At 56.2% G+C, this 24,366-nt stretch carries 20 protein-coding genes; 5 read left to right on the top strand and 15 right to left on the bottom strand.

The annotated features are described in order from the left end of the window. Positions 1–4: 4 nt before the first annotated feature. The 3 genes from VNZ60_RS15920 to VNZ60_RS15910 all read left to right on the top strand — a co-directional run bounded on the left by VNZ60_RS15920 (position 5) and on the right by VNZ60_RS15910 (position 4,665). Positions 5–901: an ATP-grasp domain-containing protein gene (locus tag VNZ60_RS15920; RefSeq protein WP_325660773.1), complete on the top strand. Its 897-nt coding sequence runs from the start codon at positions 5–7 to the stop codon at positions 899–901. After that, the gene (locus VNZ60_RS15915) at positions 898–3,279 is read left to right on the top strand and encodes a glycosyltransferase family 2 protein (RefSeq protein WP_325660770.1); all 2,382 of its coding nucleotides are present in this window, start codon (positions 898–900) and stop codon (positions 3,277–3,279) included. The genes VNZ60_RS15920 and VNZ60_RS15915 overlap by 4 nt, the downstream gene beginning before the upstream one ends. Positions 3,280–3,399: 120 nt before the next feature. After that, entirely contained in the window at positions 3,400–4,665 is a 1,266-nt protein-coding gene (locus VNZ60_RS15910) for a hypothetical protein (RefSeq protein ID WP_325660768.1), read from the top strand. 29 nt (positions 4,666–4,694) lie between these two features. Here the strand turns inward: VNZ60_RS15910 and VNZ60_RS15905 are convergent, their stop codons facing one another. The 14 genes from VNZ60_RS15905 to VNZ60_RS15840 all read right to left on the bottom strand — a co-directional run bounded on the left by VNZ60_RS15905 (position 4,695) and on the right by VNZ60_RS15840 (position 21,234). Then, the gene (locus tag VNZ60_RS15905) at positions 4,695–5,516 is read right to left on the bottom strand and encodes an FkbM family methyltransferase (protein WP_325660767.1); all 822 of its coding nucleotides are present in this window, start codon (positions 5,514–5,516) and stop codon (positions 4,695–4,697) included. 602 nt (positions 5,517–6,118) lie between these two features. After that, positions 6,119–7,507 (bottom strand): NCS2 family permease, encoded by a 1,389-nt coding sequence (locus VNZ60_RS15900; RefSeq protein WP_325660766.1) that lies wholly within the window; start codon positions 7,505–7,507, stop codon positions 6,119–6,121. Positions 7,508–7,921: 414 nt separating this feature from the next. After that, on the bottom strand, positions 7,922–8,185 hold the full coding sequence (locus tag VNZ60_RS15895; RefSeq protein WP_325660764.1) for an energy transducer TonB family protein: 264 nt from the start codon (positions 8,183–8,185) through the stop codon (positions 7,922–7,924). Between the two features lie 70 nt (positions 8,186–8,255). Continuing rightward, the gene (locus tag VNZ60_RS15890) at positions 8,256–9,320 is read right to left on the bottom strand and encodes a M29 family metallopeptidase (protein ID WP_325660762.1); all 1,065 of its coding nucleotides are present in this window, start codon (positions 9,318–9,320) and stop codon (positions 8,256–8,258) included. A 160-nt stretch (positions 9,321–9,480) separates the two neighbouring features. Next, the gene (locus VNZ60_RS15885; protein ID WP_325660760.1) at positions 9,481–10,311 is read right to left on the bottom strand and encodes an extracellular solute-binding protein; all 831 of its coding nucleotides are present in this window, start codon (positions 10,309–10,311) and stop codon (positions 9,481–9,483) included. A 167-nt stretch (positions 10,312–10,478) separates the two neighbouring features. Next, complete coding sequence (locus tag VNZ60_RS15880) at positions 10,479–10,745, bottom strand: hypothetical protein (protein ID WP_325660758.1); 267 nt, start codon at positions 10,743–10,745, stop codon at positions 10,479–10,481. Between the two features lie 117 nt (positions 10,746–10,862). Then, a complete protein-coding gene (locus tag VNZ60_RS15875; RefSeq protein WP_325660756.1) occupies positions 10,863–11,684 on the bottom strand; it encodes a hypothetical protein in 822 nt (273 codons plus the stop codon). Further along, the gene (locus VNZ60_RS15870) at positions 11,681–12,745 is read right to left on the bottom strand and encodes a YaiO family outer membrane beta-barrel protein (RefSeq protein WP_325660754.1); all 1,065 of its coding nucleotides are present in this window, start codon (positions 12,743–12,745) and stop codon (positions 11,681–11,683) included. Before VNZ60_RS15870 ends, VNZ60_RS15875 begins: the two co-directional genes overlap by 4 nt. Then, entirely contained in the window at positions 12,742–14,595 is a 1,854-nt protein-coding gene (locus tag VNZ60_RS15865; RefSeq protein WP_325660752.1) for a polysaccharide deacetylase family protein, read from the bottom strand. Before VNZ60_RS15865 ends, VNZ60_RS15870 begins: the two co-directional genes overlap by 4 nt. Next, entirely contained in the window at positions 14,592–15,509 is a 918-nt protein-coding gene (locus VNZ60_RS15860; RefSeq protein ID WP_325660750.1) for a hypothetical protein, read from the bottom strand. The genes VNZ60_RS15865 and VNZ60_RS15860 overlap by 4 nt, the downstream gene beginning before the upstream one ends. Before the next feature lie 127 nt (positions 15,510–15,636). Continuing rightward, positions 15,637–16,731 (bottom strand): polymer-forming cytoskeletal protein, encoded by a 1,095-nt coding sequence (locus VNZ60_RS15855; protein ID WP_325660748.1) that lies wholly within the window; start codon positions 16,729–16,731, stop codon positions 15,637–15,639. A 2-nt stretch (positions 16,732–16,733) separates the two neighbouring features. Continuing rightward, on the bottom strand, positions 16,734–18,092 hold the full coding sequence (locus VNZ60_RS15850) for a glycosyltransferase family 2 protein (protein ID WP_325660746.1): 1,359 nt from the start codon (positions 18,090–18,092) through the stop codon (positions 16,734–16,736). A gap of 186 nt (positions 18,093–18,278) precedes the next feature. Then, on the bottom strand, positions 18,279–19,463 hold the full coding sequence (wecB, locus tag VNZ60_RS15845) for a non-hydrolyzing UDP-N-acetylglucosamine 2-epimerase (RefSeq protein ID WP_325660744.1): 1,185 nt from the start codon (positions 19,461–19,463) through the stop codon (positions 18,279–18,281). Between the two features lie 418 nt (positions 19,464–19,881). After that, positions 19,882–21,234 carry a galactosyl transferase GMA12/MNN10 family protein gene (locus tag VNZ60_RS15840; protein ID WP_325660742.1) on the bottom strand — a complete coding sequence of 451 codons (1,353 nt, stop codon included), beginning with the start codon at positions 21,232–21,234 and terminating at the stop codon, positions 19,882–19,884. Between the two features lie 149 nt (positions 21,235–21,383). Here VNZ60_RS15840 and VNZ60_RS15835 point away from each other — a divergent pair, with 149 nt between their 5' ends. Both VNZ60_RS15835 and VNZ60_RS15830 read left to right on the top strand, forming a co-directional pair. Continuing rightward, positions 21,384–22,025: a class I SAM-dependent methyltransferase gene (locus VNZ60_RS15835; RefSeq protein ID WP_325660740.1), complete on the top strand. Its 642-nt coding sequence runs from the start codon at positions 21,384–21,386 to the stop codon at positions 22,023–22,025. Positions 22,026–22,136: 111 nt separating this feature from the next. Then, positions 22,137–23,069: a 2-hydroxyacid dehydrogenase gene (locus tag VNZ60_RS15830; RefSeq protein WP_325660738.1), complete on the top strand. Its 933-nt coding sequence runs from the start codon at positions 22,137–22,139 to the stop codon at positions 23,067–23,069. Positions 23,070–23,157: 88 nt separating this feature from the next. Here VNZ60_RS15830 and VNZ60_RS15825 read toward each other — a convergent pair whose 3' ends face one another. Further along, the gene (locus VNZ60_RS15825; protein ID WP_325660736.1) at positions 23,158–24,282 is read right to left on the bottom strand and encodes an ABC transporter substrate-binding protein; all 1,125 of its coding nucleotides are present in this window, start codon (positions 24,280–24,282) and stop codon (positions 23,158–23,160) included. Positions 24,283–24,366 lie beyond the last annotated feature (84 nt).

Below are 24,366 nucleotides of genomic sequence, written 5' to 3'. Positions count from 1 at the left end.
GACGATGACTAAAGCAAGAAATATTTTAGTAACCGGCGCCGGCGGGCCTTCCGGCAAGGCAGCAATGCACGCGCTCAAGAGCAAGGGTTTTCGCGTGATCGCAGTCGATATGGTTGCCGTCGATCATTGCGCGGATGCCTTCTTCCTGGTGCCGCCGGCGCATGATCCGAAATTCGCAGAACAACTAGAAGAACTGTGCCGCGCTCACGACATAGCGTGGCTTTTCCCCACGGTGCAAGAGGAGCTGGTTCCGATTGCCGAACGTGCGGCTACATATCGAAGTCGCGGCATCGCCGTCTATATGGCCAATCCGGCAGCGGTGGCAATCTGCAACGACAAATGGCTCACGGCGCAAAGTCTGATGGCGGCCGGCGTCGCCGTGCCCAAGAGCGCCATTGGCGATCCTGCTTCGGCGGCAGTCGTGCCCTTGGGTTTTCCCTGTATTTCCAAACCCAGAGTCGGCCGCGGCGGGCGGCAGGTGGTCGTGCATGACGGACCTGATACGGGGCCTGGTACGGAATGGGAATGCCTCGGCAACAACCTGGTGTGGCAGGAATTTATGCCGGGTACGGAATATGATGTGCTATTGATGATTCGCCCGGATCAACAGATGAGAACAATGGCTGCCACCGTCTTCGAAAAGAAATCGTTGCGCGAGGGGCGCACCGGCAACGCGCTGGAAGTTGCACGGGTCAGCGCTCCTGATGTGTACGAGCTTGCCTTATCCGCCGCCAGAGCTTTGCAGTTGGTGGGACCGTTGGATATGGATATCCGGCGCGATAGCAATGGCCTCGCTCACGTCCTTGAAATCAACGCGCGGATAGGCGCTCATACGCAGAAGGCGCCGGAAATCTTCGACGCCCTGGTGGAACTTTACGAAGCAGGGGATCTCGGCGGATGACGGACTTGCTACTTTCCCCGCTATTGCTGTTCGGCGCCGTCACTTTTTATTTCGGTTTGCTATCGCTAGCCTATTTCCCGCTGGCATTTTCATATCCCTTCTGGGAGCGGCGGCTCATGGCGCGCGCCAGGGCCGCTAATTACATGCCGCGCGTGAGCGTGCTGGTGCCGGCCTATAACGAAGAGCGGACGATCTGCCTCAGCGTGCAGTCGATACTCGATTCCGACTATCCCGATTTTGAGGTGATCGTCATCAACGACGGCTCGACCGACGCCACTGCAAGCGAAATCCAGCCGTTCATTAACGCCGGCCTGATTCGCTACCGGGCCAAAAGAAATGGCGGCAAAGCCTCGGCGCTCAATGCTGGAATCGCGCTTGCCAGCGGCGACATCATCCTGTTCTCCGACGCCGATTCCATTTTTGAAAAAGACACAATCCGCAATGGCGTGGCCTACTTTGCCGATCCCGAGATCGGCGCACTCAGCGGCAACGACACTCCGCTCAATCCGCGCGGGGCCTTGCAAAAGCTGATGGTTGTAACTTCTCATATAGGAACCGGCTTCGTGCGCCGCGCACTTTCGATGGCGCGGATATTACCCATCATTCCCGGTAATCTCGGCATGGTGCGGACCAATATCCTGCGCGCGATCGGCGGCTTCCGAGAGGTCTGGGGAGAAGACCTGGAACTCACGCTTCGACTGCACCGCTACGGCGTCCGCATCGTGTATGGCGCCAGCACCAAGGTGATTGCGGAATGTCCGCACACCTTGCGCGGCCTGTGGCGGCAAAGAGTCCGCTGGATCAGAAGCTACATCTGCGTCATGCGCATGCACCGCGACATGATCGGGCATCCGAAATTCGGCGGCTTCGGCCTGTACCTGCTGCTTAACTTATTCAACATGGTGGTTATTCCGGTCCTGCAAGCGCTCAACTTACTCCTGTTGCCAGCGGCATTGCATGCGGGCATGGTCAACGTGCAGAACATGGAATGGGTCGCCTACCTGGGATTCGGGTCCTTGCTAACCGTCGCGGTGACCGCCATTTTGCTGGACAAGTCGCTGCGTGACTTGATGTTTCTGCCGTATACCTTAGTCCTGCTCCCGCTGAGCTATTTTTACACCGCCGTGGTGATTTACTCGATCTGGGCCGAAGCGCGGGCTCACGCCACGGACTGGAACAAACTGGAGCGGAGAAACCCCAACCAGCCGCCTATGGTGGAAGACCCTTGGCGGCGCCGGTTGGTGTTAGGCGGGGTCACAGTCGCAGGCCTTGCGGCGGCGACTTCTGTGATGCAGATCGACGCCGACGATCTCAATCAGATCGGACAAATGTTTGAGCCCGAAAAACCCGTCGGCGGCAACCTTACCGTTTCGATCCACTTTTCCGATTGGCCCGACTGGCGCCAAGCGTTACAGTGGTTCCTTCAGTCCAGCGGAGCTAAGCATGTTGACAGGGTCGCAATCTCCGCCGGCCGGCCCGACTGGACGTTCTATAAGTGGCCGGGACATGAACAATGGTGGAGTCCGGAACAGCATGATGCGGAGGTCGACTTGCTGGGAGAGACCATTGCGGCGTTAGCAGCGCGAGGATACAAGACGACCGCGACGCTGGACGCATTGGCCCCCCGTTACTTACAATTGAACCCGCAATTTGCTGCGGTTGATGTCAAGGGCAAGCATAGCCGCGACGTGGTGTGCTCCACTTGCCTGGCAAACGGAGAATATGGTGAATTATTCGATGCAGCATTCCGTTCACTTGCCGCTAAAACTGAGGTAGACTCAATTTGCATAACGGAAATGTTTTATGACGTTCATTGCTACGATGAACGCTGCCGCGCGTCATTCGCAGAGGCGTCCGGGCGCAGCGACTGGCCACGCCATTTCGGCGGACGGATAGACCGGCAGCATCCGGCCATCGGAAAATGGCGCTCGGAACAAGTAGCCAGGACGGTTGCCAGACTTTCCGCAATTGCAGGAACCCATGGCAAGCAACTTTTGATGGATGTCAGGGTGAGCCGTGACAACCTGACGCGCAACAGCAGTGAAAATGGCCAGGACTATCGTTTGTTGTTGCCTTTGGTAGATCAGCTTGTAGTGTGGGATTATTTTGCCATTGACCGTTTGCCGCCGAGGGTCGCAGGCAAGGTTGCCAGATACCTGAGCCGCAATTTTGGCGCGGACCGTTATTGGCACTCGATCGGACTATGGGATGACAAGGGAGGATCTATCGACGCTGAGCAGATGGCCCATGCCATACGCGCGGCCCGTAGAGCCGGCAGTAAGAATATTTGGATTACACCAGGCAAGGATCTCACTGCTTCGCACTGGCAGGCCCTGGAAAAACTTGAGTTGGGAAAGGACTATCCGGATCGCGCTTGACGCCGCGCCGAATCGGTAACGGCGGTGAACGCCGGAGATGCCCGCTCAGGAGTCATACCGTATTTGAAGTAACCTTGAAGTCACCTTGAAGCAGCAATTTCTTTGAGAAAGGACGCATAAATGAGTCTCAAAACGAAGGGAAACATGTTGTCTTGCGGCGCAATTCTGGCCTGCCTGTCGATCTACGCGTCAGCCTCGGATACCGATGCCGCGCCGCCGCAAAAAGAAAAGACTTATGCTGAAAAGGCCGACCAGGAAATTCAAGATTTCCATTGGAATGCAGCATTGCAGATTTACCGCGACGAACTGGCCAGGAACGAGAAAAATGCCGATGCATGGCGCGGCATCGGCAGGATACTTCGCTGGAAAGGCCACCTCGCAGAATCGCAGCAAGCTTACGAGAAAGCCGCAGCGCTGGAACCGGACGATTCCAATGCCGCCTTGGGAATCGCCAATACCTACCGCTTGAACCACGATTTCAATCAGGCGGCAGCCAGTTATGCCGCTGCCCAGCAGCGCTGGCCTAAAGACGAGGAAGTGCAACAAGCCGCCTACGATTTTGCGCGCGAGAGCAATCCGCGGATTTATGCCAAGTACGAAAGGGATCTTGCTTTTCGAACCGAGACTTACGGTGCCGGCACCCCGCTGTTATCGCGTGAAGACATCCAGTTGGAACACGTTAAAGATGAAAGCCTGGGAGCGTATGTTCGCAAAGATGAGAAGGCCACTTACACGCACTATTTCGGCCTGAATAATTTCCTGGAACTCAGGTACAGAAGATCCAAATATTCTTATTTTGCCCCGGTGACTGATTTTTCCGCCATCGACTGGTTCAACGAATATCGTGCGCGGTATACCTATCCCATCACTCCCGAACAAGTGGGGACAGTGACCTACACCTACCGTCCGAGCAGGTTGAAAACCACCCAGCAGTCGTACAACTCGACCAAACTCGAGCTTGAACTTCACTCACAGTGGACGCCACGTTTCGCGACGGTGGCGGGTGCAGGCGGATTGCGGGACCTGAACGACAACCCGACGACGACCCATGATCTGCGCACCACGAGCCTGGTGAAAGCGGGAGTGGAATATCAGTTGACGCAACGGGCCCAGGCATCCGCTACCTACATTACCAACCCGGATCTGGATAATTCCATCCACAGCAAGAGCCTGTTTTTGTTGAATTATCAATGGCGGGACGATTTGTCTTCGCTGCTCCGTTATCGCTACGACGACTACAAGAACGGTATTAACCAACGGATTTATTCCTTAGCGCTGCGATACACGCCTAACGCTCACATCTGGAGCGAGATAGGTATCCTGACAGCCAGCCGTGGCGGGCGCAGCGGGGTCTACCCGGAAGCCACGCTGATCTACAAGTTCTGAGGGAATCGGCGAGAAATCGGTAAGAAGCGCTAGCGCCGGCCCAAAATGGTTTTCAGCCTATGAATTGCGCGCCAGGATCGGCTCTGTTTAAATGCTTCGAGCTGAGCCTCGGCGCGGTCGGCGCGTTGCTTCTCCTCCAATAACGCATTCTCAAACTCTGCCACGGGATGGCTGAACTTATGGCCATAGCAAAACTGAAATTCATCCAGATTGCAGGGAGGGATTTCAAAAGCGCCTGACCAGTGCAGTTGTTCTTCTGCCAGATAGAAGGTGTTCAGGCCATCAAACAGGAGCGGGCGGTAAGAGGCATCGGTAAGGATCTTTTCCCACGGCTGATCGCGGTTCCATGGTGTCTCTACCAGAATGATCCAAGGCCGCCATTTGCTGAAATCCATGCCGCGCAGCACGGACTCTTCGTGGCCCTCAACGTCTATCTTCAGAAAATGTATGGGGCCTTGCACGTGTTCTTCGCAAATCGAGGCCAGGGTTCTGGAGGTGACGGTTTGACTCTGCAACTGCATGCCGGAGTCTCTATAGCGCTGGGCGGTATCGGCATCAGCAGTCGAGAGCCCGGTTCCGGCCACAGCGTAGAAAGTGCGGGCTTCATTGGCGTCGCCGGCGACGCATTGAAGGTTTATATCCTTCGGTCTTTGCTGGCAAAGCGGGTCATAAAATTCTTGAACCGGTTCAATGTTGATGCCGTTCCAGCCGCGCTCGTAAAATGCCCGCGTTACCGAATCATGCGATGGGTGATTTGCGCCGACATCGACATAAAACCCGTTCTCGACATGTCTGAGTACGCGCCACAACCTGATATCTTCGAAATTTTGTGCGTAAGAAATGAACGTCACTATTTCTTCCGATCAATCAACATGTATTTGTAATGGGGGTGTTTTTCGGCTGTCTATCTTGTCCGAAAACAATCTGAAGCGATTCTACTCCAAACCGGAAAGCTGCAGAAAAAGGGGGATATCGCAGATCGAGCTGATGGCCAGCTTGCGAATGGCCTGGGCGATAGGAACTATCGGCCTGGCGTGGTTGACGTCAATCACTAATCACGACCGCGTGTTCAATCGCATGTTCAATAATAGTGACGTCGAACATACTCTTGATACACTTCATCGATGATGCAAACCGCGATGATTGAAGCCGGAATCAGTAAAGCAAATAGCAAGATAACTTCCATAAAACCGAATCACCCTTCGATGATCCCTCTTTCAATGAGGTCAGGTTCAGACTAATAAATCCTGCCGGTATTACAAGCGTTCGCTCATATCATTTTTTCATGGACATTGCGTATTACCGCTGCTCTCATCAATTTGCGCCAGTCACTATTTTATGAAAAGGCTATGCAAGCCAAAAACAAAAAAGGCAGCGCCATGAGGCGCTGCCACAAATCGACTGTTCCAGGAGAACTAAAAAAGTCGAGGTACCCGGGAATATGTGTAAGGTCTTAGATCGCCCAGCCGCCGGCGTAGAAAACCGCCAGTGCAATCGCAATCGCGACTGTGCCCACGTTCAGCTTGCGGAACTCACCTGATACCACGCGGCCGATCACCAGCGTGCAGAAACCAAGCATGATGCCGGTTACGATGTTGCATGTCAGTACGATGAACACCGCGCATACCAAACCAGCCATGGCGTCGACCGTATCATCCATGTGCATCCGGCTAACACTGCCCAGCATCAGCAAGCCGACATACATCAATGCCGGAGCAGTCGCATAGGAAGGCACCAGGCCGGCCAGCGGCGAAAAGAAAATCACAGCCAGAAACAACAGGCCGACTACCACCGCAGTCAGGCCGGTGCGGGCGCCGGCGGCTGTGCCTACCGTCGATTCGATGTAAGCGGCAGCAGGTGCGCCACCAACCAGGCCGGCAAAAATCGAGCTGAGGGAATCGGCTGTCAGCGCTTTACCGCCGTTGTGGATATAACCTTTTTCATTGACTTGCCCGGCTTGGCCGGCGACTGCGCGAATCGTGCCGGTGGCGTCGAACACTGCCGTCATTACCAGCGCCAGCACACTTGGCAACACCGCCATGCTGAGTGCGCCCTTGATGTCCATCGCGCCGATCAATGAAGCGTGGCCAGGGGAGCTCAAGGCCGGCATCGCAAACACACCGGTGAACTTGACCGCCGGATCGAAGATCAGGCCGATCACCGACAAGCCGACCACCACCAGTAAGATGCCGCCCGGCACCTTGCGTCGCTCAAGACCGAAGATGGCGGCCAGGCCGATGATGCTCATCACCACTGGAAACGCGGTGATGTGGCCGAGCGCCACTGGCAATCCAGGGGCGGCATTTTTTACCACCAGCCCGACATCGCTGGAGGCGATCAGCAGCAGGAACAAACCGATGCCGACGCCGGTGCCGTGCGCCACGCCGGCCGGCAGGTTTTGCAGGATCCAGGAACGGATGCCGGTGACGGAAATGGCAGTGAACACCAGGCCCATCAAGAACACCGCGCCGAGCGCCACGGCTGGCGACAAACCTTTACCGAGCACCAGGCCGAAGGCGGTGAAAGCGGTCAGCGAAATCGCGCAGCCTACGGCGATCGGCAGACGTGCCCACAAGCCCATCAGCAGCGAGCCGACAGCGGTAGTCAGGCAGACCGCAACGAACACCGCGCTGACATCGAAGCCGGCCTTGCCCAGCATGCCGGGCACCACAAAAACCGAGTACACCATGGCCAGGAAAGTGGTGATGCCGGCGACTATTTCACGGCGCTGGGTGCTGCCGCGTGCGGTAATCTGAAAGTATTGATCGAGTTTACCTGCGCCGACGGCGATAGGTTCTCCCAGGCCCACAACAGGCTGGGGCTGGAGTTGTTGTTCCATCATGATCGAGCTGCTCCTTATATGTCCTTGAAGCGGCCGTCACTCGACCGTCATCAGGGTGTCTCATGTTATCTATTTGAATAGCCAGCAACCAAACGCCGAACCCTGGTAGCTAGACTGCTCGTCATTTGAAAGGATGGTGAGCTCGGCGAATACAGCTTAGGGTATTGACGACTGCGAACCCATCATGCGAGCTCAATAGACGCCATTTGCATTCCCATATGCAGGGAAACGGCGGCAAAGCGGCAAAGTTGCTAGTTTGGCAGGGCTGAGCGACGCCTGAGGAGAGACTGGGAAAATGGCTGGATATGGCTGGATATGGCCGGATATGGCTTGCCTGGCTATGAGTTGAGCGCAAGCTGGACGGCGCTAACCGCGATCTGATCTGACGGCCGCTTGCTTTGTTATAGCGCGTGTTCAGTCATGAAAGGTGTAAGCCAGATCGTGCCAGTTGTGCGATGTTTTTGCAGCTTTCCCCTTGCTGGCGAAACGCATGTTCATGATTTCCCGCTGCGCCTGTGCATCGCGCTCGGGGTCGCCGCAGCTCTTTTTGATCTTCACATCGGTGACGCGGCCGGCGGTATCCAGATAAACCCGGACCAGCACTCTGTCTGCCGGCGCCGAGGCTGCTGAAGCTGGCAGCTTCGTCACTCCCGCTAATAATTTGTCGATGAGGCCCATAGGTGCATCTCGGTTCGGAGTAATTGTAAAAATTATATGATCCTGGGAGGCTATCTCTGCACGCCGTGGCTCAAACTTGCCAGGCGCCGTTTCGATAGACCAGTTCGTCATCAAGATAGACCGCATCGGTTACCGCAAAAACGTCGATGTGATATCTGGCGTTGGCGCGTTTGATGTTGGCTTTGTTATAGACGCCGTGTTTGGCGCCTAGCGACAGATGGATGCCGCACATGCGTTCGTAGGTGCCGATATCGTCGACCATGCGGTCTCGCGAAAACGCGCGGTTCATGCCAAAGCCCAATTCCCGTAGCCAGACTTCGCCTTCATCGGCGCGGATATTGGCCAGCACCTGGTCGAAATCCGGCGTTGAATCCAGCACCGCGCTGACCCGGCCCTTGGCGATCACCAATGTAATCGGCTGTGGCGGCCGGTTGACCCGGAATGAAGTGTCGCCAAAAACAAAAATGCGCACCCGGCCGTTCACGGCTTCCAGATCTTGCGCTTCAGTGAATACTTCGCCGATGGGGAACTGGCCGCCGACGTTGTTCATCTCGCTGTAATCGCCGATGTTCAGCTTGGCCGGTTCGAACGGAGAGGCAAACACCAGGCGCTCGCCGCCGCTCTCAACCACGCCCGTGCGAGCGCTGTCGATCCGCGCTTTCAAGGCGTAGCCGACGCCGCGATAGTAGCCGGGGTCATACGCCAGCGATTCGATGTAGTGGAGAGCCTGCGGCCCTGGCATGCGCGACAGATGCGGATGCTCTATCACCTTGAGTCCACGCTTGAACAGTTCAACCCGTATGCGGAATGCTTCAAGGCGGAAGTTGGTGGATTGAATCAGGATCACCAGGTCGTCCGCCTCCAGTGCCGAAAAAGCAGCCAGCACAGCGTCCGGCGCGACGCCGTCGAAGTCGATGAATGTGGCGCCGGGCAAGCAGCGCCGGTAGGCTTCCGTCAGGGCGATCGCAAGATCGCAGCGCGCATCCGATACCACTACGGCGGCACGCGGCGGCGCATGCTGGATGGCGATCGAAAGGATATCGCGCAAATGTTTTTCCGCAGTGTCAATCGCCTCCCTGGCTATGTAGCAGGCGGCGCGACTGGCGGCTTCTTGGTTCGCAGTTAGGGGGATCATCGAATCAATTTATCGTTTCGGGGAGTACAGGAAAGCCGTGCCATAAGAGCAAGTCTTAATGGCGGTGCGCTTTCCACTGAATTTCTGCTGAATTTTTCCTGGCCCCGCATTTTAATCGACAACCAGGTCTGGAGCCGATTTTGGGCCGATTCGCGTGAGGCTAGAGCGGAGAAAAGCCGTAAGCCGCCAAGGTTTGCTGTGCTTCCGGGCTAAGCAAGAAGAGGGCGAAGCGATAGGCGCCGTCGTGCGAACCGGCGTGCGAATTGGCGTGCAAACCGGCTGGTTTGTTCAGTACGGTTAAGCCAAAATCGGCCGTAATGGCCAACTCTGCGGGTGGTACAACTTTAGTCAAGCCGGTGTCGGCAACGGTTTGCCGAGAGCTGCAATAGCCGATAAAAGCATCGACTTGTTTCTGTTCGAGGAAATACTTGACCGCATCGCGGCCGGCCGGAACTGCCGGGCTGTGCCGTCCGCCCACCAGTTGCTGCGCTTTGGCTGCTAGCAGTTGCTGGGCGCCTGGCCGTACTTTGCCGGCTTTGGCAAACAGCAGCCAGGCATAGTCGCCGCCGGGATCGGCTTGCGGTGTCGAGGTTCCGATCCTGACGCTGGGATCGAGCAATTTGTCCAGAAGGTTTTCAGTGCTGAGCTGAAGCTCCGGCCTTGCGGTTACGCAGACACTGTTGCGCGTAAATACCAGCGCCGGAATCGCCTTGGCTTCTCGCGCCAGCTGCTGCGGATGGGCCATATTCGCCGATGCAAATACATCTACGTTTTCCCCTTGCTCTATGCGCTCCAGCAACAAGCCGGAAGGGCCGAATACCGTCTCGACCGCTTCACCGGTATCGGCGCTGAATTGCCTGGCCAGTACGGTGAGCGGGCCGGTCAGGCTGCCGGCGGCAAACACTTTGATCGGGGTTTGGGCCAGAGTCGGACTGACGACGGCGCCCAGCATGGTGAATGCAATTAATGTGCGGCTGAAGAAAGTTGGCATGAGGTGGCTACGTAAGTGGGGTTGTTTTCTGGATTGGCGCTGGGTTTTTGGTTTCGATATATCTTACGGTATATAGCGAAGGGCGGAAACATGGCAGGCGCTTAGGTTTATTTCAAGATGCGCACCTCAGTGTGCGCATTTATTTCCCCGTTCCGTTCTTAAACGACTCAGTCAGCAAGACCTTTGGCCAGCAGCTCGGCCACCAGCTGATTAAGGTCTAGCTCGCGCTCTTTGGCCAGCGTTTGCAGCTGTTGCACCAGGCTGCCGTTCAGTTTTACTGCAAACGGCACCAGGCCCAGCGCCTGATCGCGCTTGCGCTGCTCGCGCCGATCGATGGCGGTAACGTCGCTGTTGCCAAAACCGGCGGCGCCGGGGGCGGCCATTTTTCCCATGAGTTTCTTGGCGTCGCTCTTTGCCATTCCGGTCTTTTTCACTATTGATATCCTGGTTGATAGTCGTTAATCATATTAATCGTTTGCGCGCAGTATACGCTTGGCGACGCCGCGACGGCGTTTTCCCTATCCAGCTGATTCACCAACTGATTCACTAGCTCATTCACGCCGTTTCCAGCTCATGCCCCAAGAGTAGAACCCGACCAGAGCGCCGAACTGGATCAGGCTCGATCCGAGCAGATAGATGAGGGGATGCCAAAGCAGCGAATAGCGCAGCATCACCCAAGCCGCGAACGTGTACTGAAAAGGCGTCAGCACGATCAGGTAGATAACGGCCATCAGCGATAGCAGAAGCTTGCGCAGAGTGCCGAAATCGAAAATATTGTAAAGCAAGGCATAGATCCAAGGCGTGAGAAAAATCAACACCATCGATGCTTGCGTAAGTGCCGAAATGGAGGATGCCGATTGGTAGGGAAATTGCGCTGCCCAGAAATAAAAATATAACTGGCTTGCCGCTTGAATCAAACCGGCCACACGCAATGCATAAGAGATCGGCAACATGCGGGTCGGCAGCAAAGTCGTGCCGATCAAGAGTGTAACGGTGATCAACATGCCGCTCCACCATTGCAGGGGATCCGGCAGGGCTGCTTGCACGTAAGCGTAGGGGATGGATTGAATCCCGGGAAAAGGTGTCTTGTCGGTTTTCAGCAGCACTTCGTGACCGAGCCCATTGGCCCAGAACCTGATGATTGCCGACCAGAATTCCACGATCAAAGGCCATGCCAGCAGGGTGCAGAGGAAAATAATGGCTGGCGCCAGCAACACATCTACCCAACGGGCAGGCGGGAAAGACAAGCGCCGTAGGGCGCGGTGAGTCTGTATCAACTGGCCGCCAAAGCCGGCAAAACGCGGATTGATCGCGGCGTCCGGCACTTTATCCGTGCCGGCCAAATGCGGTGCGGCGCCTGGTCTGGATTTCATCTAAAACTCCAGCGCCAGCCGAGATTAAACGAGAGCCGGTCGTAGAGCGGACTTTGGTAATACTCCAGCCCGGCCAATAACAAGCCGTCGCGGGTGATTCTTTGGCGCCATTGGACGCTGGCGGTATTGCTCTTGAAATTCACCAGTGCCGGGCCGCCCGGCAAGACCTTGTAGGTTTCCTTGGCGTGCTCATAACGAACGATGATGGCGCGCCTATCGTCATTGCCGAAAGTCGCAGCAATATATTGGCTGGGGCCCAATATCGTGCCAGGGTCGGCCCAGTTCAAGCGCACGCCGCCTTCTACCACCAGATCCGTAAAGTAAGCGATGCCGGTCAGCAGCAAGCCGCGGTCGGAGCGAGCGCTTTCATTGCCTTTGGCGTAGTAGCCGCCGATACCGGCGACATACTGACGTTCCTTGCCGAATTTCCGGTAACCGGTGGCGTCGACACGCCAACTCGGAAACAACGGACTGTTGCCGGTACCGACGGCGACGGTGCTGTAGTAGTCTTCGGAAAAATCGTGAGTTAGCGAGACATTGCCATAGTTGCCCGAAAATCCGAAGCGGGATTGTTGCGTCAATTCGCCCTGTACCACGCCTGCGGATGTCACCGCCATGCCGTGCAGCGACGTCGAGCGGGCATGGCCATAGCCGTGCGTCATGTGACCGTCGCCGCTTGCCAGTTCAAGCGCGCCGCGTTCTGGCGTCAATTCCGGTTCTTTGCTTGTGGAAGTATCGGTCGCTGTCGCTGCAGCGGGGTTGGGGTCGACTGCTACTGCTGGCGCAGCGGCGGCAGGCGGGGTATTGACTGGAGCTGGCGGCGCTGTGGCCGAGGCCTGGTTGATGACTGCGGCCGATCCCGCGGTTGCGCTGTACAGCGGCATTAAGCGCGGGTGCTGGAAGCCGGACGCCGGTACGGAGGCGTCAATCCCAGCCGCCGCATGGGTAGCACAGGCGACGACGCCAAAAGACAGCCCGATGGTTGCCAGTGCTCTTATCGCAATCGGCGCCTTATGGCGATCCGCTCTCTGGATTTCATTATTATTGATTGCAGTATTCAATGCAGTGCCTTCTTTATCAACGGTGTTGAAATACGAAGTTGCTTGACGTCGCCGGCGATCACGGCCCAAGTGTCGCCGCGTTGTTCCACTCTTGCTTTACCGTCGGTCACACGCGGCTCGGCATAGAGTGTGGCAGGAAATAACCAGGTCAGCTGATTTAATGAGTTGGCATTGGCAGCATCGATCACTACCGCATCGCGGTCGTTGGAAATATTCCATACGGTCTGTTCCCGGCGGCTCATGAAGTTAGCAAGCGCTGTCATGGTGCGCCAGCGAAATCTGCCTTTTTTTTCAGCCTGGTCTGCGGCCAGCATCAGCTGATTGATGGCATCCGGATACAGGACAGCTCCCGGCGGATGGAAATAAATCAGCCGTACCTGCCCGGTGTTCTCCGTAAATCGTACCAGCGACGTCAGCCAGTTACTGATTTCGTTTTCCGGAATGTGCTCCGTGTAAGCTTCTTCAATCGTGCTGATGTGGCCGTAAGTCTGCACCGGAAACGACCAGATGTGCTGGTCGCGACGGCCGTCGCGATAGGTATGGGTCGGCCCTTGTCCGATATTCCCGGTGAAATAGTAGGCCTGGACATGTTCCGCTTCAAGCCAGTCGGTTACCCAGGCCGGCTGATTTCCGTTAGGCGCCGAATATTCGGTTTGCCGGTGCCCGGTCAGTTGCTCGATGGCGTCGGCATTTTGTTCCAGATAGGGCGTCATCCGCTCCTCATTGCTGTCGGCGACGTGTTTGCCAAACCAGTCGTGTATCCAGCCGCCGTGGCCGCCGATTTCATTTCCCTGTTCCATCAAGCTGCGTAATATTTCCTGGAATGACTTGTTATTATTCAGGTCAACCCCGAGGCCGTCGCCGAATTCACGCTGGTCCGGCCCGGCAGTGACATGGATGCTGAACGGCCCGCGTTTGAACACGCCGGCCTTGATCAGCTGGTCCATTGCCGGAATGCAGATCTTGGCGTCGCAGTGCCAGTTCAAGACCAGTCCGCCTATCGCTTCCGGCGCGGCAGACAATTGCGGCTGCCCCATGATGCGGTTGGCGAAGTAGTGTAAAAAGCCATGCATCAATATACCGTCGGTACGCAGCTTCAAATAACCCAGCGGCAGATTGACGAACAGAACCTGTCCTTTGCCGACAGTGTGTTCGCCGGCAATCACGGTTTTGTCTTCGGCCCGCATGCGCACCGTTCCAGTATAGGAACCTGCAGTACGCAAGACCGGGTAGCGCAAGGTATCTTCGCCGTAACCTGACAGCAGCGCCTGGCCACCGCTAGCTATCCATCGCCCCGGCGGCAGGTATAGTTGTTCCATCATTTGCGGGTTGCCGGAGATGGTTGGGTTAAACGACATCTTCTCGTGCAGCGTCTGGTACATCGCATAGTCGGTTCCCGCCATGGTTGAGAAGCGCGACGCCGGCTCTGCATAATAGCCGTTTTCATCCAGTACCCCGGCATCGCCCACCAGCATCAAAGCGCCGCCATTTTCTACAAACCGGCTTATCTGGTTAACCAACGCCGTGCTGATCTGACGATGAATAGTGTCCGGTAAAATCACGCCGGCAAACGGCCGTTCGGCGTGCAGGCCGCGGCGTGAAAATTCCGATGCCGTAATGGCTTCCAGGCGAACGCCTTCTTCTGAGGCGCCATCCAGCCATGCCGCTGCATACAGCTGGTTTGTGGCGGACAGATTGTCCGGCAGGATCAAGGCAATCGCATCGCTTTGCCATTGCGCTGGACTGACCAGCTTGATGCGATAGACCCAGCCTGCGGCGCCGCCAATGATCACGGCAACCAACAGCGTCAGCCATATCTTGGAGCGGTCGCGTAGGCGTGGAGCGCTCATGATGCCTCACTTAGCGCCTTGGTTTTCAACGCATTTTCCAAGCCGATGCGTACGCCTTCTTCGACAATATTCCAGCGGCCTGCAGCGCGCCAGGCGGTGGAGTTTTCAAGCCAGCTGCGGGCTGTCGCCGCATCGCCGGTATGATAGGCCGCCCAGGCGATCAGACCCCAGGGGAAATGATCGCTTTCTCCGGCCAGCCATTTTTGTCCATAGCGTTCCATCCATAATTGCCAGTAGCGTCTGCCGCTGGTTCCGCTGCGCAGGTCGTATAACCATAAATAAACCGGCGCCACGGCGTTCGGATAGAAGCCGTAAGGCGTCGGCGGTACGCTGGCGCGTTCCGGCTCAAGGGCGCCATCCGGATCGTAACCATAGTTGACGCTAAGCCCCTTCAGCATATTGGCGGCGCTCGGCAGGGCTGCCAGCTGAATCGCAAAGCGTGTTGTTGCCGAACGGTCGCGGCGTAGATAATTCAGCGCCGCGATCACTTCGACATTATCGGCAAAATAGGCGGCGCTGTTGAAATTGCCGGAGAAAGCACGAAATGTCTGTTGCGCAGGATTCCAGAGAGTTGCCAGATGCGTCAGGGATCTGGCGCAGCTGGCGGCCAGCACCTTCTCTCCGGATAAAATTTGCGTCACCGCCAGACACCATAGTGCGTCCAGGGAATCGTCCGCATCGGCCGTTCCGCAAGCGACCCAGTCGGCCGCATCGTTGCGGCAGATTCGCGGGAAGGGACCATTTTCCTGTTGGAACGGCAGCAGCCAATGGGAAAAAGCAGAGGTCGTCGCGGTGACATCGACACCTAGCCGATGCGCAGCCAGCAGCGCTTTGAGTACGAAGTAAGGCTCGACATAATCGCCCTTGGGGAAAACGGTGATGGCGCCATTTGGCTGAACGAAATCGGCAAACATGGCTAGGTTTTGCACCGGCGGGGATTGATCTGCCGCCGTCACCGGCGTCGCACAGCTGAAACAAAAAACACAGGCGAGTCCGCCAAATATTGACGCCGCAGTCCGCCCTTGCTTACCTTTATTTGCATCAAGCCGCATCAGGTATCTCCGCTGTCGTCACCGTCGTCACCGTTGCACCGTCTTGTGTGGTAATCACGCCATGCACCACGCATCCTGCAGCGATAGTCAATTTGCGGCAGATCACGGTTGTGGCGGCGCCGGGAGCGCCAATGCGGCAATCGGCGCCGATCACGATATCGTTTTGACTGATGACCGGACCAAGCACCGAACAGCCCTTGGCCAGCACAATATCTTTGTTGGAAACAATACTGCCGACAATGCGGGAGTGCTGTCCCAGATACAAGTCGCCATAGGTCTTGATGCTGCCGAACAGTGTGGTGCCGGCGAGCACCCGATATGCTCCGCGCACCACAAAGTCGCCATTCTGATAGATATCCGAAGACGCTTCGGCGCCGTCATCCAGGATCTGGCGCGTGCGCGTGGCCCAGGATGGCGACATCTCAGGCAGCGCTTCGGCGGCAGCGCTGGCAGCATCGCAAGCGCCGAAGCGCATGCTTGGCGCTCCGGCGCGCACAAATTGGCTGCCGTCGGCAAAGTTGATTTCCTTGAGCGCGGTAATGCGGCCGTCAATCGATGCGTTGCTGCCGACATGGATGCATGGGGCGTCTATCCAGCGATGCACCACCGTGTTCGCACCGAGAGTGATGACGCCCTGGGCCGAGCAGGCGCGCAGGCTTGCGCCGGCGCCGACCGATAAATCGGAGGCGGCAAACAGATCGGCCTGGTTATGGCTGCCGGGCGGCAAACGAGCGTCGTGCACGAAGATGACAATGACGTTCTTTTTTTGCAGCATTTTCAAGGTTTCAGGATAATAGCTGGCGCTGGCGTCCGCGCCGAGGCGCTGATGCACGATGTTCAAATTGTCGTTGCTGCTGACGGTCCGATCCGTCTGCAAATTGCGCAGACCAGATAGATTGATCTCCGGTATTGCGGTTATGCGCTGGCGAAAGCTGTCGGCGAAATAGCGTAGATTATTTATCTCGTTTCTTCTGACCGGCAACGGCGCTACATCGGTAGGACGCAGCCATTCGTACGTTGCTGGAATATAGGGCAGCAAAGCGATCAGGAATACGCAGATCAATAATAGCGCCGGGAAAGCCATGATCAGGAAGCCTTTCCGCTGAATTCAACTGGTGGACTTATCTGCGTGCCTGGCGGCGCTGAGATGAGTTCTTGGACAGGTGTTGTCGATGCGACCCTGAATCTTTCGGTTTTTTGCCAGACCAGTTCGCGTTTCTGTATTGCATCCAGAATCTGCTTGATGACGGCACGTGTGATGGAAACCAGGCTGACCAGAAAGCCGAATATATTCAGCGGCAACAAGCGGATGCGATTGCGATTGCCGTCCAGATAGGTGGCGGCCGCTATTTCAAAAAAAGCTGCATTGGTGCCAAATGCGCCGTAGGCCACCATGCCGCTCAAAGCCAGCCAGCCGAATAGCCATTGGTGCGAGGTCATGAAAAACTGGATGATGGTCAGACTCCAGCCGACAACCAGCAACGGCGGCATGATGAAGACGCAAAGCAGCAGCGCACCGTCTACTCTTTCACGCCAGCTGATGCGAGGATTCCTCAGCAAGCCCATCAGATTGCGGCCCATGACCTGATTGTGCCCGCGTGACCACCTGCTGATTTGCCTGATCCGGACCGGCCACGACTCAGGTACTTCTTCGTAGCATTCGGAACGGTTTTGATAGACCGTTTTCCAGCCGTTCTGCAGCAGACGGAAAGTGACATCGGTATCCTCAGCCAGCATATCGCTATTCCAGCCGCCGATTTCCTCCAGCGCGCAGCGCCTTACGCCGCCGACGGTGCCGCCATACTGCGGCACCAGGCCCAGATTCATGCGCGCCGCCTGGTCGACCTGATAGCCGCCGGCCCGTTCCAGATCCAATAAACGGGTCAAGAGATTGGTGCCGGCGTTGATGGGCACCACGCGCCCCATGATGGCGCCGACTTCCGGATCGAAAAATGGCGCGACGAGTTGTTTTATCAAGCCGCGTGCGGGCAGGTAATCGGCGTCAAAAATGATGATGATTTCAGCCTGGATTTTTTCCGTGGCGTCGCGCAACGCGGCGGCTTTTCCAGGGCGCCCCGCGCTCCGATGGAAGAGCATGAAACGATCCGGGTTGGCGGCCGCGATGCGATCGATAATTTTACGGGTGCCATCGGTAGAGCGATCATTCACCGGCATGATGATCAGTTTGTCGCGAGGATAGTCGACTTCGAGCAAGGCGTTCAGTGCATCTGCAATGACTTTTTCCTCATTGTGAGCCGCGACGCACACAACCACCTGTGGCCATGCCGCTTGCTCGATATCGAGATAGGGCTGGCGTTGCCGTCCAAACAGGCGGTTAAGGGTGAACAGGTAATGCCGGATCGTGTAGATGACCAGTAACAATATGATGAATCCCAGTATGGCTGTCATCAGATCCAGCTCTATGGCGCGGAGGTCGAATTCCAAAGGCGCCGATCGCGCCTCCGCAGCCATGCCGATGAGTGGGAAAAATGCGTAGCGCGCATGCGGATTTGGCAGCCATCTGCGTGAAACTGTTTTGCAACGAGTATGAGATGAGGAAGCCATAAATCAACCTTTGAAATGCGCAAGCTTTGAAACGAACAGCCCTCGAAATGTGATCGTCGGCCAGGCTTATTGAAGGATCTTTGCTGGCAGCCGTGCGGTGACTGCCGGGCCGAATTTTTCCACTTCAAATTCTTGCGTGGATCTCCCGCATAGAACGTCAACTATTCGCTCTGCCGCCCGGCCATCGCCGTAGGGATTGACGCGCCGAGTGACCTGCTCCCAGGCGGCGTCGTCATCATAGAGCCGTGCGACTGCGGCGACGATGCGCGCCGAATCGGTGCCGACCAGTTGCACTGTGCCGGCGCTGACAGCTTCCGGCCGCTCCGTGACATTGCGCATCACCAGCACAGGTTTGCCCAGCGCCGGAGCCTCCTCTTGCACGCCGCCGGAATCGGTCAATATCACATGAGAGTGCTGCATCAGGCGTACAAACAGCAAATAATCCAGCGGCTCGATCAGATGGACATTGGACAGGTGGGACAGTGCTGCCAGTACCGGTGTCTGGACGTTCGGATTGAGATGCACCGGATAGACGATTTGTATGTCGGAACGACGCGACAATTTCACCAATGCATCGCAAATTTCTGCGAAACCAGAGCCGAAATTTTCGCGCCGATGGCCGGTCACGAGCAGTAATTTTTGCCTCGCTTTAAGGTAAGGGAAATGGGCGTCAAGCCTCTTGCGCAGTTGCTCATCCTGCGCGATCCGTTGGGTTGTCATGCGCAGCGCGTCAATCACGGTGTTGCCGGTGACGACGGTGCGGCCAGCCAGATGTTCCGCTACGAGGTTGGCTTTTGCCCGGGTAGTAGGGGCAAACAGCAGATCGCTGACGACATCGACGTAACGACGGTTCATTTCTTCCGGCCAGGGTTGCATCAGGTCGCCGGTGCGCAGGCCTGCTTCGACATGCGCCACCGGTATGCGTCGATGAAACGCCGTCAAGGCGGCCATCATGGCCGTGGTGGTGTCGCCATGCACCAGGATCCGATCCGGTTTCACCGTTTCGAGCACCGGGTCAAGCAAGGTGATCAGGCGCGCAGCCAAACCGTTCAGCGCCTGGTTTGGCAGCATCGCATCGAGGTTGTGATCAACCTTTATTTCAAACAATGCAAGTACTTGTTGCAGCATGAGCCGATGTTGGCCGGTAACGCAGACCAGCGATTGGATAACCCGTTCGCGAGAAAGCGCTTTGACGACGGGGGCCATTTTTACAGCCTCCGGCCGCGTACCAAAGATAGAGAGAACTTTCATTTGTACCCTCGACTAGTCGAGTTAACTTGCACCCTGCCGAGATAAGTCTCGCGAGGTCCTTTTTGTTATTTCTTGTTTGTTCTTTGCTCTTCGTTCTTGATACCGACGCCGGTCCGGTCGGGAGTCCCGAAAAAACAGGGAAAGCCACTGCCTTGGCAACATGCAAAAGCAACGGCAAGCACTAAATTTGTTTTAGTTATTCTCGCAGATAAATTTCCTTGTGGAAATTATTTGCAATATTATTTAGTAATGCAAATGCCCTAACAGTGATATTAGTTGTTTTTTATTTATTTTTTGTTAAATAATGTCACGTAATTCCAACTGACGATCCAGCTGAGGGGCCAGCGGACAAACCAGCTGACTAAAGCCAGCCCGTCACATGCCGGATGTGCGCTGACTTGGTAGGGAGATGCGGTGCTTATAGGTAGTTTCTCTGCGACATGGCGTCGTCATCCGCCATGTACACCGCGCGATAAGGCTCGTTCCAGCCAAAGTAATGCGTCAGCAAGGTATCGCTGGTGCTAAGTTGTGGCGGAGTATTTATGCTTAGGCAATCCGTAATGTACTGCTCGTTGAGCATGCCGGCGTTTCGCAATACTTCGATCGTGTGGAACTGATCGCCCTGGCTGGCGTAGACCGACGATTTATCGTCAACGCTGCTGACGCATTGCCAGATTTTTTCCAGCAGCACGGCATTCTCTGCCGTGTTGCGAAACGCCATCACGCCCGAGTTCAGATCCCAGCCGCCAATGTCTTTAGCGAATAACACGTCGCGGTTTTTCAGCAAGGGCTCAAGTTGCTTGGCATGGTTGATAAACAAGACGTCGGCATCTATCCAGATTACCCAGTCATGGTCTGCCAGATGACGAGCCAGCAGCCAGCTCTTGACCCAGGATCCGGAAATATTATTGTCGAGTTGCTCAGGAATGGCGCGATAGACATGGTAGGCATAGCCATGGCGGTCGCAATAGCGCTTCACATTGTGCTCGGAAATGCGTGCATAGTCGGCTATGTGATGTGTGTATAGCGTGACCAGCGCAATTCTTGCATGCGGATTGAAACTGGATTTAGCTTCAGTGGAAAGTGCCGGGTAGTGCGGTGTCTTCAGCAACGGCAAGCCATCGATCAGCGCGCCATTGACCTGCCGTACCAGCAGGTTCTTCATGCGCAGATCAAACAAGATGTCGTGATTCGGCTCACCGTCAACCGAGGACCAAGGGCCAAGGTTGAGCATGAAAATTCTGGCATTGAACCAGTTCGGGATGTGCCAGCTGACGTTGACGTAGCGGTCGCCGATCATGGCGTTGACTTCCAGCACCGGGAATTTTTCCAGCAAGCTAAGCTCGCTTCTTCCCATCTCATCTCGTATCAGGCTTTTATGCAGTATAAAAATGATGTCATGCAGGATTTTGCGATTTTCTGCGGTATTGCGCAGCGCCAGCATATTGTTCATGACGACATGCGGCGCGCCCGACGGGCCATGGGTGGTGCCTTTGACCAGCAGTGCGTCACGTCCGGCCAGCAATGTTTCCAGCGCGACCGGATGAACGATCACAGCATTGCTATCGAGCAGAAGAACCCAGTCGTTGGCGGCAGCTTCTCGCAAATGCTGAAGCAACAGATGATAGCGGTGAGCTTGCCGCAGCATGGGATGGGCGATGTGCGTGGTTTCGACCCAAACGTGCGGATAGCCGAACAATCTGCAGTAATGCTGATGATTGCGCAGAACCTGCGGATCCAATTGTTCGAACACACTGATGCATAAGGTCATTTGTAGTTTTCCAGGATAGAGCAGCTCCTGTCCGGCTGAGCGTGCGAGGCATATTTTGACATCTAAATTGCTTTTATAGCCATTGTTCAGTAAATTGCTGTCAGCCGCAGCAACGCCGGCAAATAATAAACAACGATGGAAGCCGGATCATGAGCCATGCAGAGAAGATTTTTACCGACATATATCAAGGTAATAACTGGGGTAGCAGCGAGTCGGTTTCTGGCCCCGGATCCGAGCTATATAGAACCCGGCACTTGCAGCGCGAATTGCCCTACCTGCTGGACGAGCTGAATATACGTTCGATGCTGGATTTGCCCTGCGGCGATTTCAACTGGATGCAGCACGTCGATCTGTCCCGCGTGGACTATATCGGCGCCGACATTGTGCCGCAGTTGGTTGAACGCAATCGTCAGCAATTCGGCAGGACCGGCCGGCAATTCTTGCATCTTGATTTATTGAATGCGGCACTGCCTCGGGTCGATGCGGTTTTTTGCCGGGATTGCCTGGTGCATTTACCGCTGCAGGGTGTTTTTTCCGCACTGAAAAACATCTGCGATAGCGGCGCTCTTTACCTGTTTACTTCCAGTTACTCCTTCCGTGGCTTCGAAGCGAATGGCGAGATCGCTCTGGGCCAATGGCGCCGTTTGAATCTGGAGCTGGGGCCTTTCCATTTTCCGGCGCCTAGCCGCTATATCATCGAAGGCACGGACGAAAGCGAGGGGCGCCTGTCGGATAAAGTGATAGGAGTCTGGCCGATCGATCAAATCAAGAAGCGGCTGGCGTCGATTTGAATCCTTGGAGCCAAGCAGGAAATCCGGTTTCGAGATTATCATTGCAGACATTGCGCCGCCGGTGCAGATCGATGTAAACACTTGTCTAAACGCTTCTTGCGCTTGCCACCAATGCTTCCTACTCTCCTGATCCTCAATCCTTTGTCCGAGCAAAGTCTGCAAAGCATCGCCCAAGACTTCCAGATAGTGTATGCGCCCACTGCCGAGCAGCGCCGCGCCGCCATCGCCAGCCACGCCGAGACGATACGCACCGTGCTGACGATAGGTTCAATCGGTTTGCATGCGCAAGAAATCGCGGCCTTGCCGAAGCTGGAACTGATTTGCGCACTCGGTGCAGGCTTTGAGAACATCGATCTCGCCGCTGCGCGTGAGCGTGGCATTACGCTGGCCAACGGCGCCGGCGCCAACGACGCCTGCGTTGCCGATCACGCCATGGGCTTGCTGCTGGCGACGGTACGCGGCATTCCGCAACTGGGAGTGGCGCTGCATCAAGGCATCTGGCGCGACGCGCTGCCTTTGCCGCCTAGCGTGTCGGGCAAGCGTCTCGGGATTGTCGGGCTCGGCACTATCGGCAAACAGATTGCGCGCCGTGCTGCCGGTTTCGACATGACGATCGGCTATCACAATCGTTCGGCGCGCAATGATGTGCCGTTTGAGTATTTCGCTTCACCGCTGGCGCTGGCGCAATGGGCTGATTTCCTGGTGATCGCCACCCCCGGCGGCGCAACTACCCGCCACATGATTAATCGCCCGGTGCTGGATGCGTTGGGAGCGCAGGGTTTTGTCGTCAATATTGCGCGCGGCAGTGTGATTGACACCGTGGCGCTGGCGCTGGCGTTGCGGGAAGGGCGGATAGCTGGCGCCGGCCTCGACGTGTACGAGAGTGAGCCGCTGCCGCCGGCGGAATTGCTGGGCTTGCCGAATGCGGTGCTGACGCCGCATGTGGCGGGATGGTCGCCGGAATCGGTGGCTGAGACGGTGCGCTTGTTTCTGGAAAACGCCAGACGGCATTTTTCCGGGCAAGCGGTATTGACGCCGATTTGAGGCGGTGATTGAGGCCGTGATTGATGCACGAAAAAAATCCGGCTTGACGCCGGATTTTTTTGCTTGATTGCATCTCCGATGCGATCTGTCAGTTCAAGAATTTCTTATCTTTGGTAATCATGGTCATCTCGACAAATTTCGAGCCGCTGTGATTGTTGCCGCTGAAATTTACATCGAAGCCGCCGCCGTTATAGTTTTTCATATTGATGCTTTCCAGCGCCTTGACCAGTTTTGCACGGGTCAGATCCTTGCCGGCGCGTTTCAATCCTTCGACGAATACCTTGGCAGCAATGAAACCTTCCAGGCTGGAGAAGTTAGGCTCTTTGACAGCGGCTTTCTCCATCAGCTTGGTATATTCAGCGACTACCGGGGCCGACGAGCTCCACGGGAATGGCATGACCTGGGAAATGACGACGCCTTCGCCATCCTTGCCCAGCGCATCGGCCAGGGCCTGGCTGCCGACGAACGATACGTTGTAGAACTGGCCGGTATAACCGGCCTTGCGCATTTCCTTGATGTAAGCGGCGCTTGATGCATAGGCGCTGATCTGGATCACCGCGGCTGGGCGTTTCGGCAAAATCTTGCTGACCGCCTGCTTGACGTCGGTGCTGTTGCGTTCCACCGTGGCCGATTCGGCCAGTTCCAGATTCAGCTTTTTCATTGCGCGCTGCACGCCTTCCAGCCCGGCGCGGCCATAGGCGTCGTTCTGGTAAAACACGGCGATATTCTTGACGCCGACGTTCGCCAGCTTTTCCACCAGGTGCTCGGTTTCATCGAAATAGCTGGCGCGGATATTGAAAATTTGGCGATTCAGCGGCTCGCGCAGGGATTGGGCGCCGGTAACCGGTGCAAAGAATGGCACCCCAGCCTGGGTGAAAATCGGCAAGGCGGCGTTGCTGGTCGCTGTGCCGACGTAGCCGAACAAGGCAAACACATCGTCTTTTTCAATCAGGCGCTTGGTATTGGCCGCGGCCAGGTCGGCTTCGTATTTATCATCGGCTTTGATGATTTCGATTTGTCGTCCATACACGCCGCCCTGTTCGTTCACCGAGTCGAAATACGCTTTGGCGCCGGCATTCATTTGAATCCCTAACTGTGCGGCGGGGCCGGAAAATGCGGCTGATTGACCTAATACTATTTTCTGGTCGGTGACGCCGGATTCGGCAAAACTCGCGGATAGCGGTGCGCAGACGCCAATTGTTAGCGCTAACATGAGAGGTAAAAGACGACGGTGAAGATGCATGGTTGCCACTTTCTGATGTTGATCAAGCGGTGCAATTTCGCGGCGTGATCGAGG

The sequence above is a fragment of the Collimonas sp. genome, assembly GCF_035566375.1.
In the GTDB taxonomy this organism is placed as follows: Bacteria; Pseudomonadota; Gammaproteobacteria; order Burkholderiales; family Burkholderiaceae_D; genus Collimonas.
Note: the sequence above shows the minus strand (reverse complement) of the source record. Positions and strands in the feature narration are given on the sequence as shown.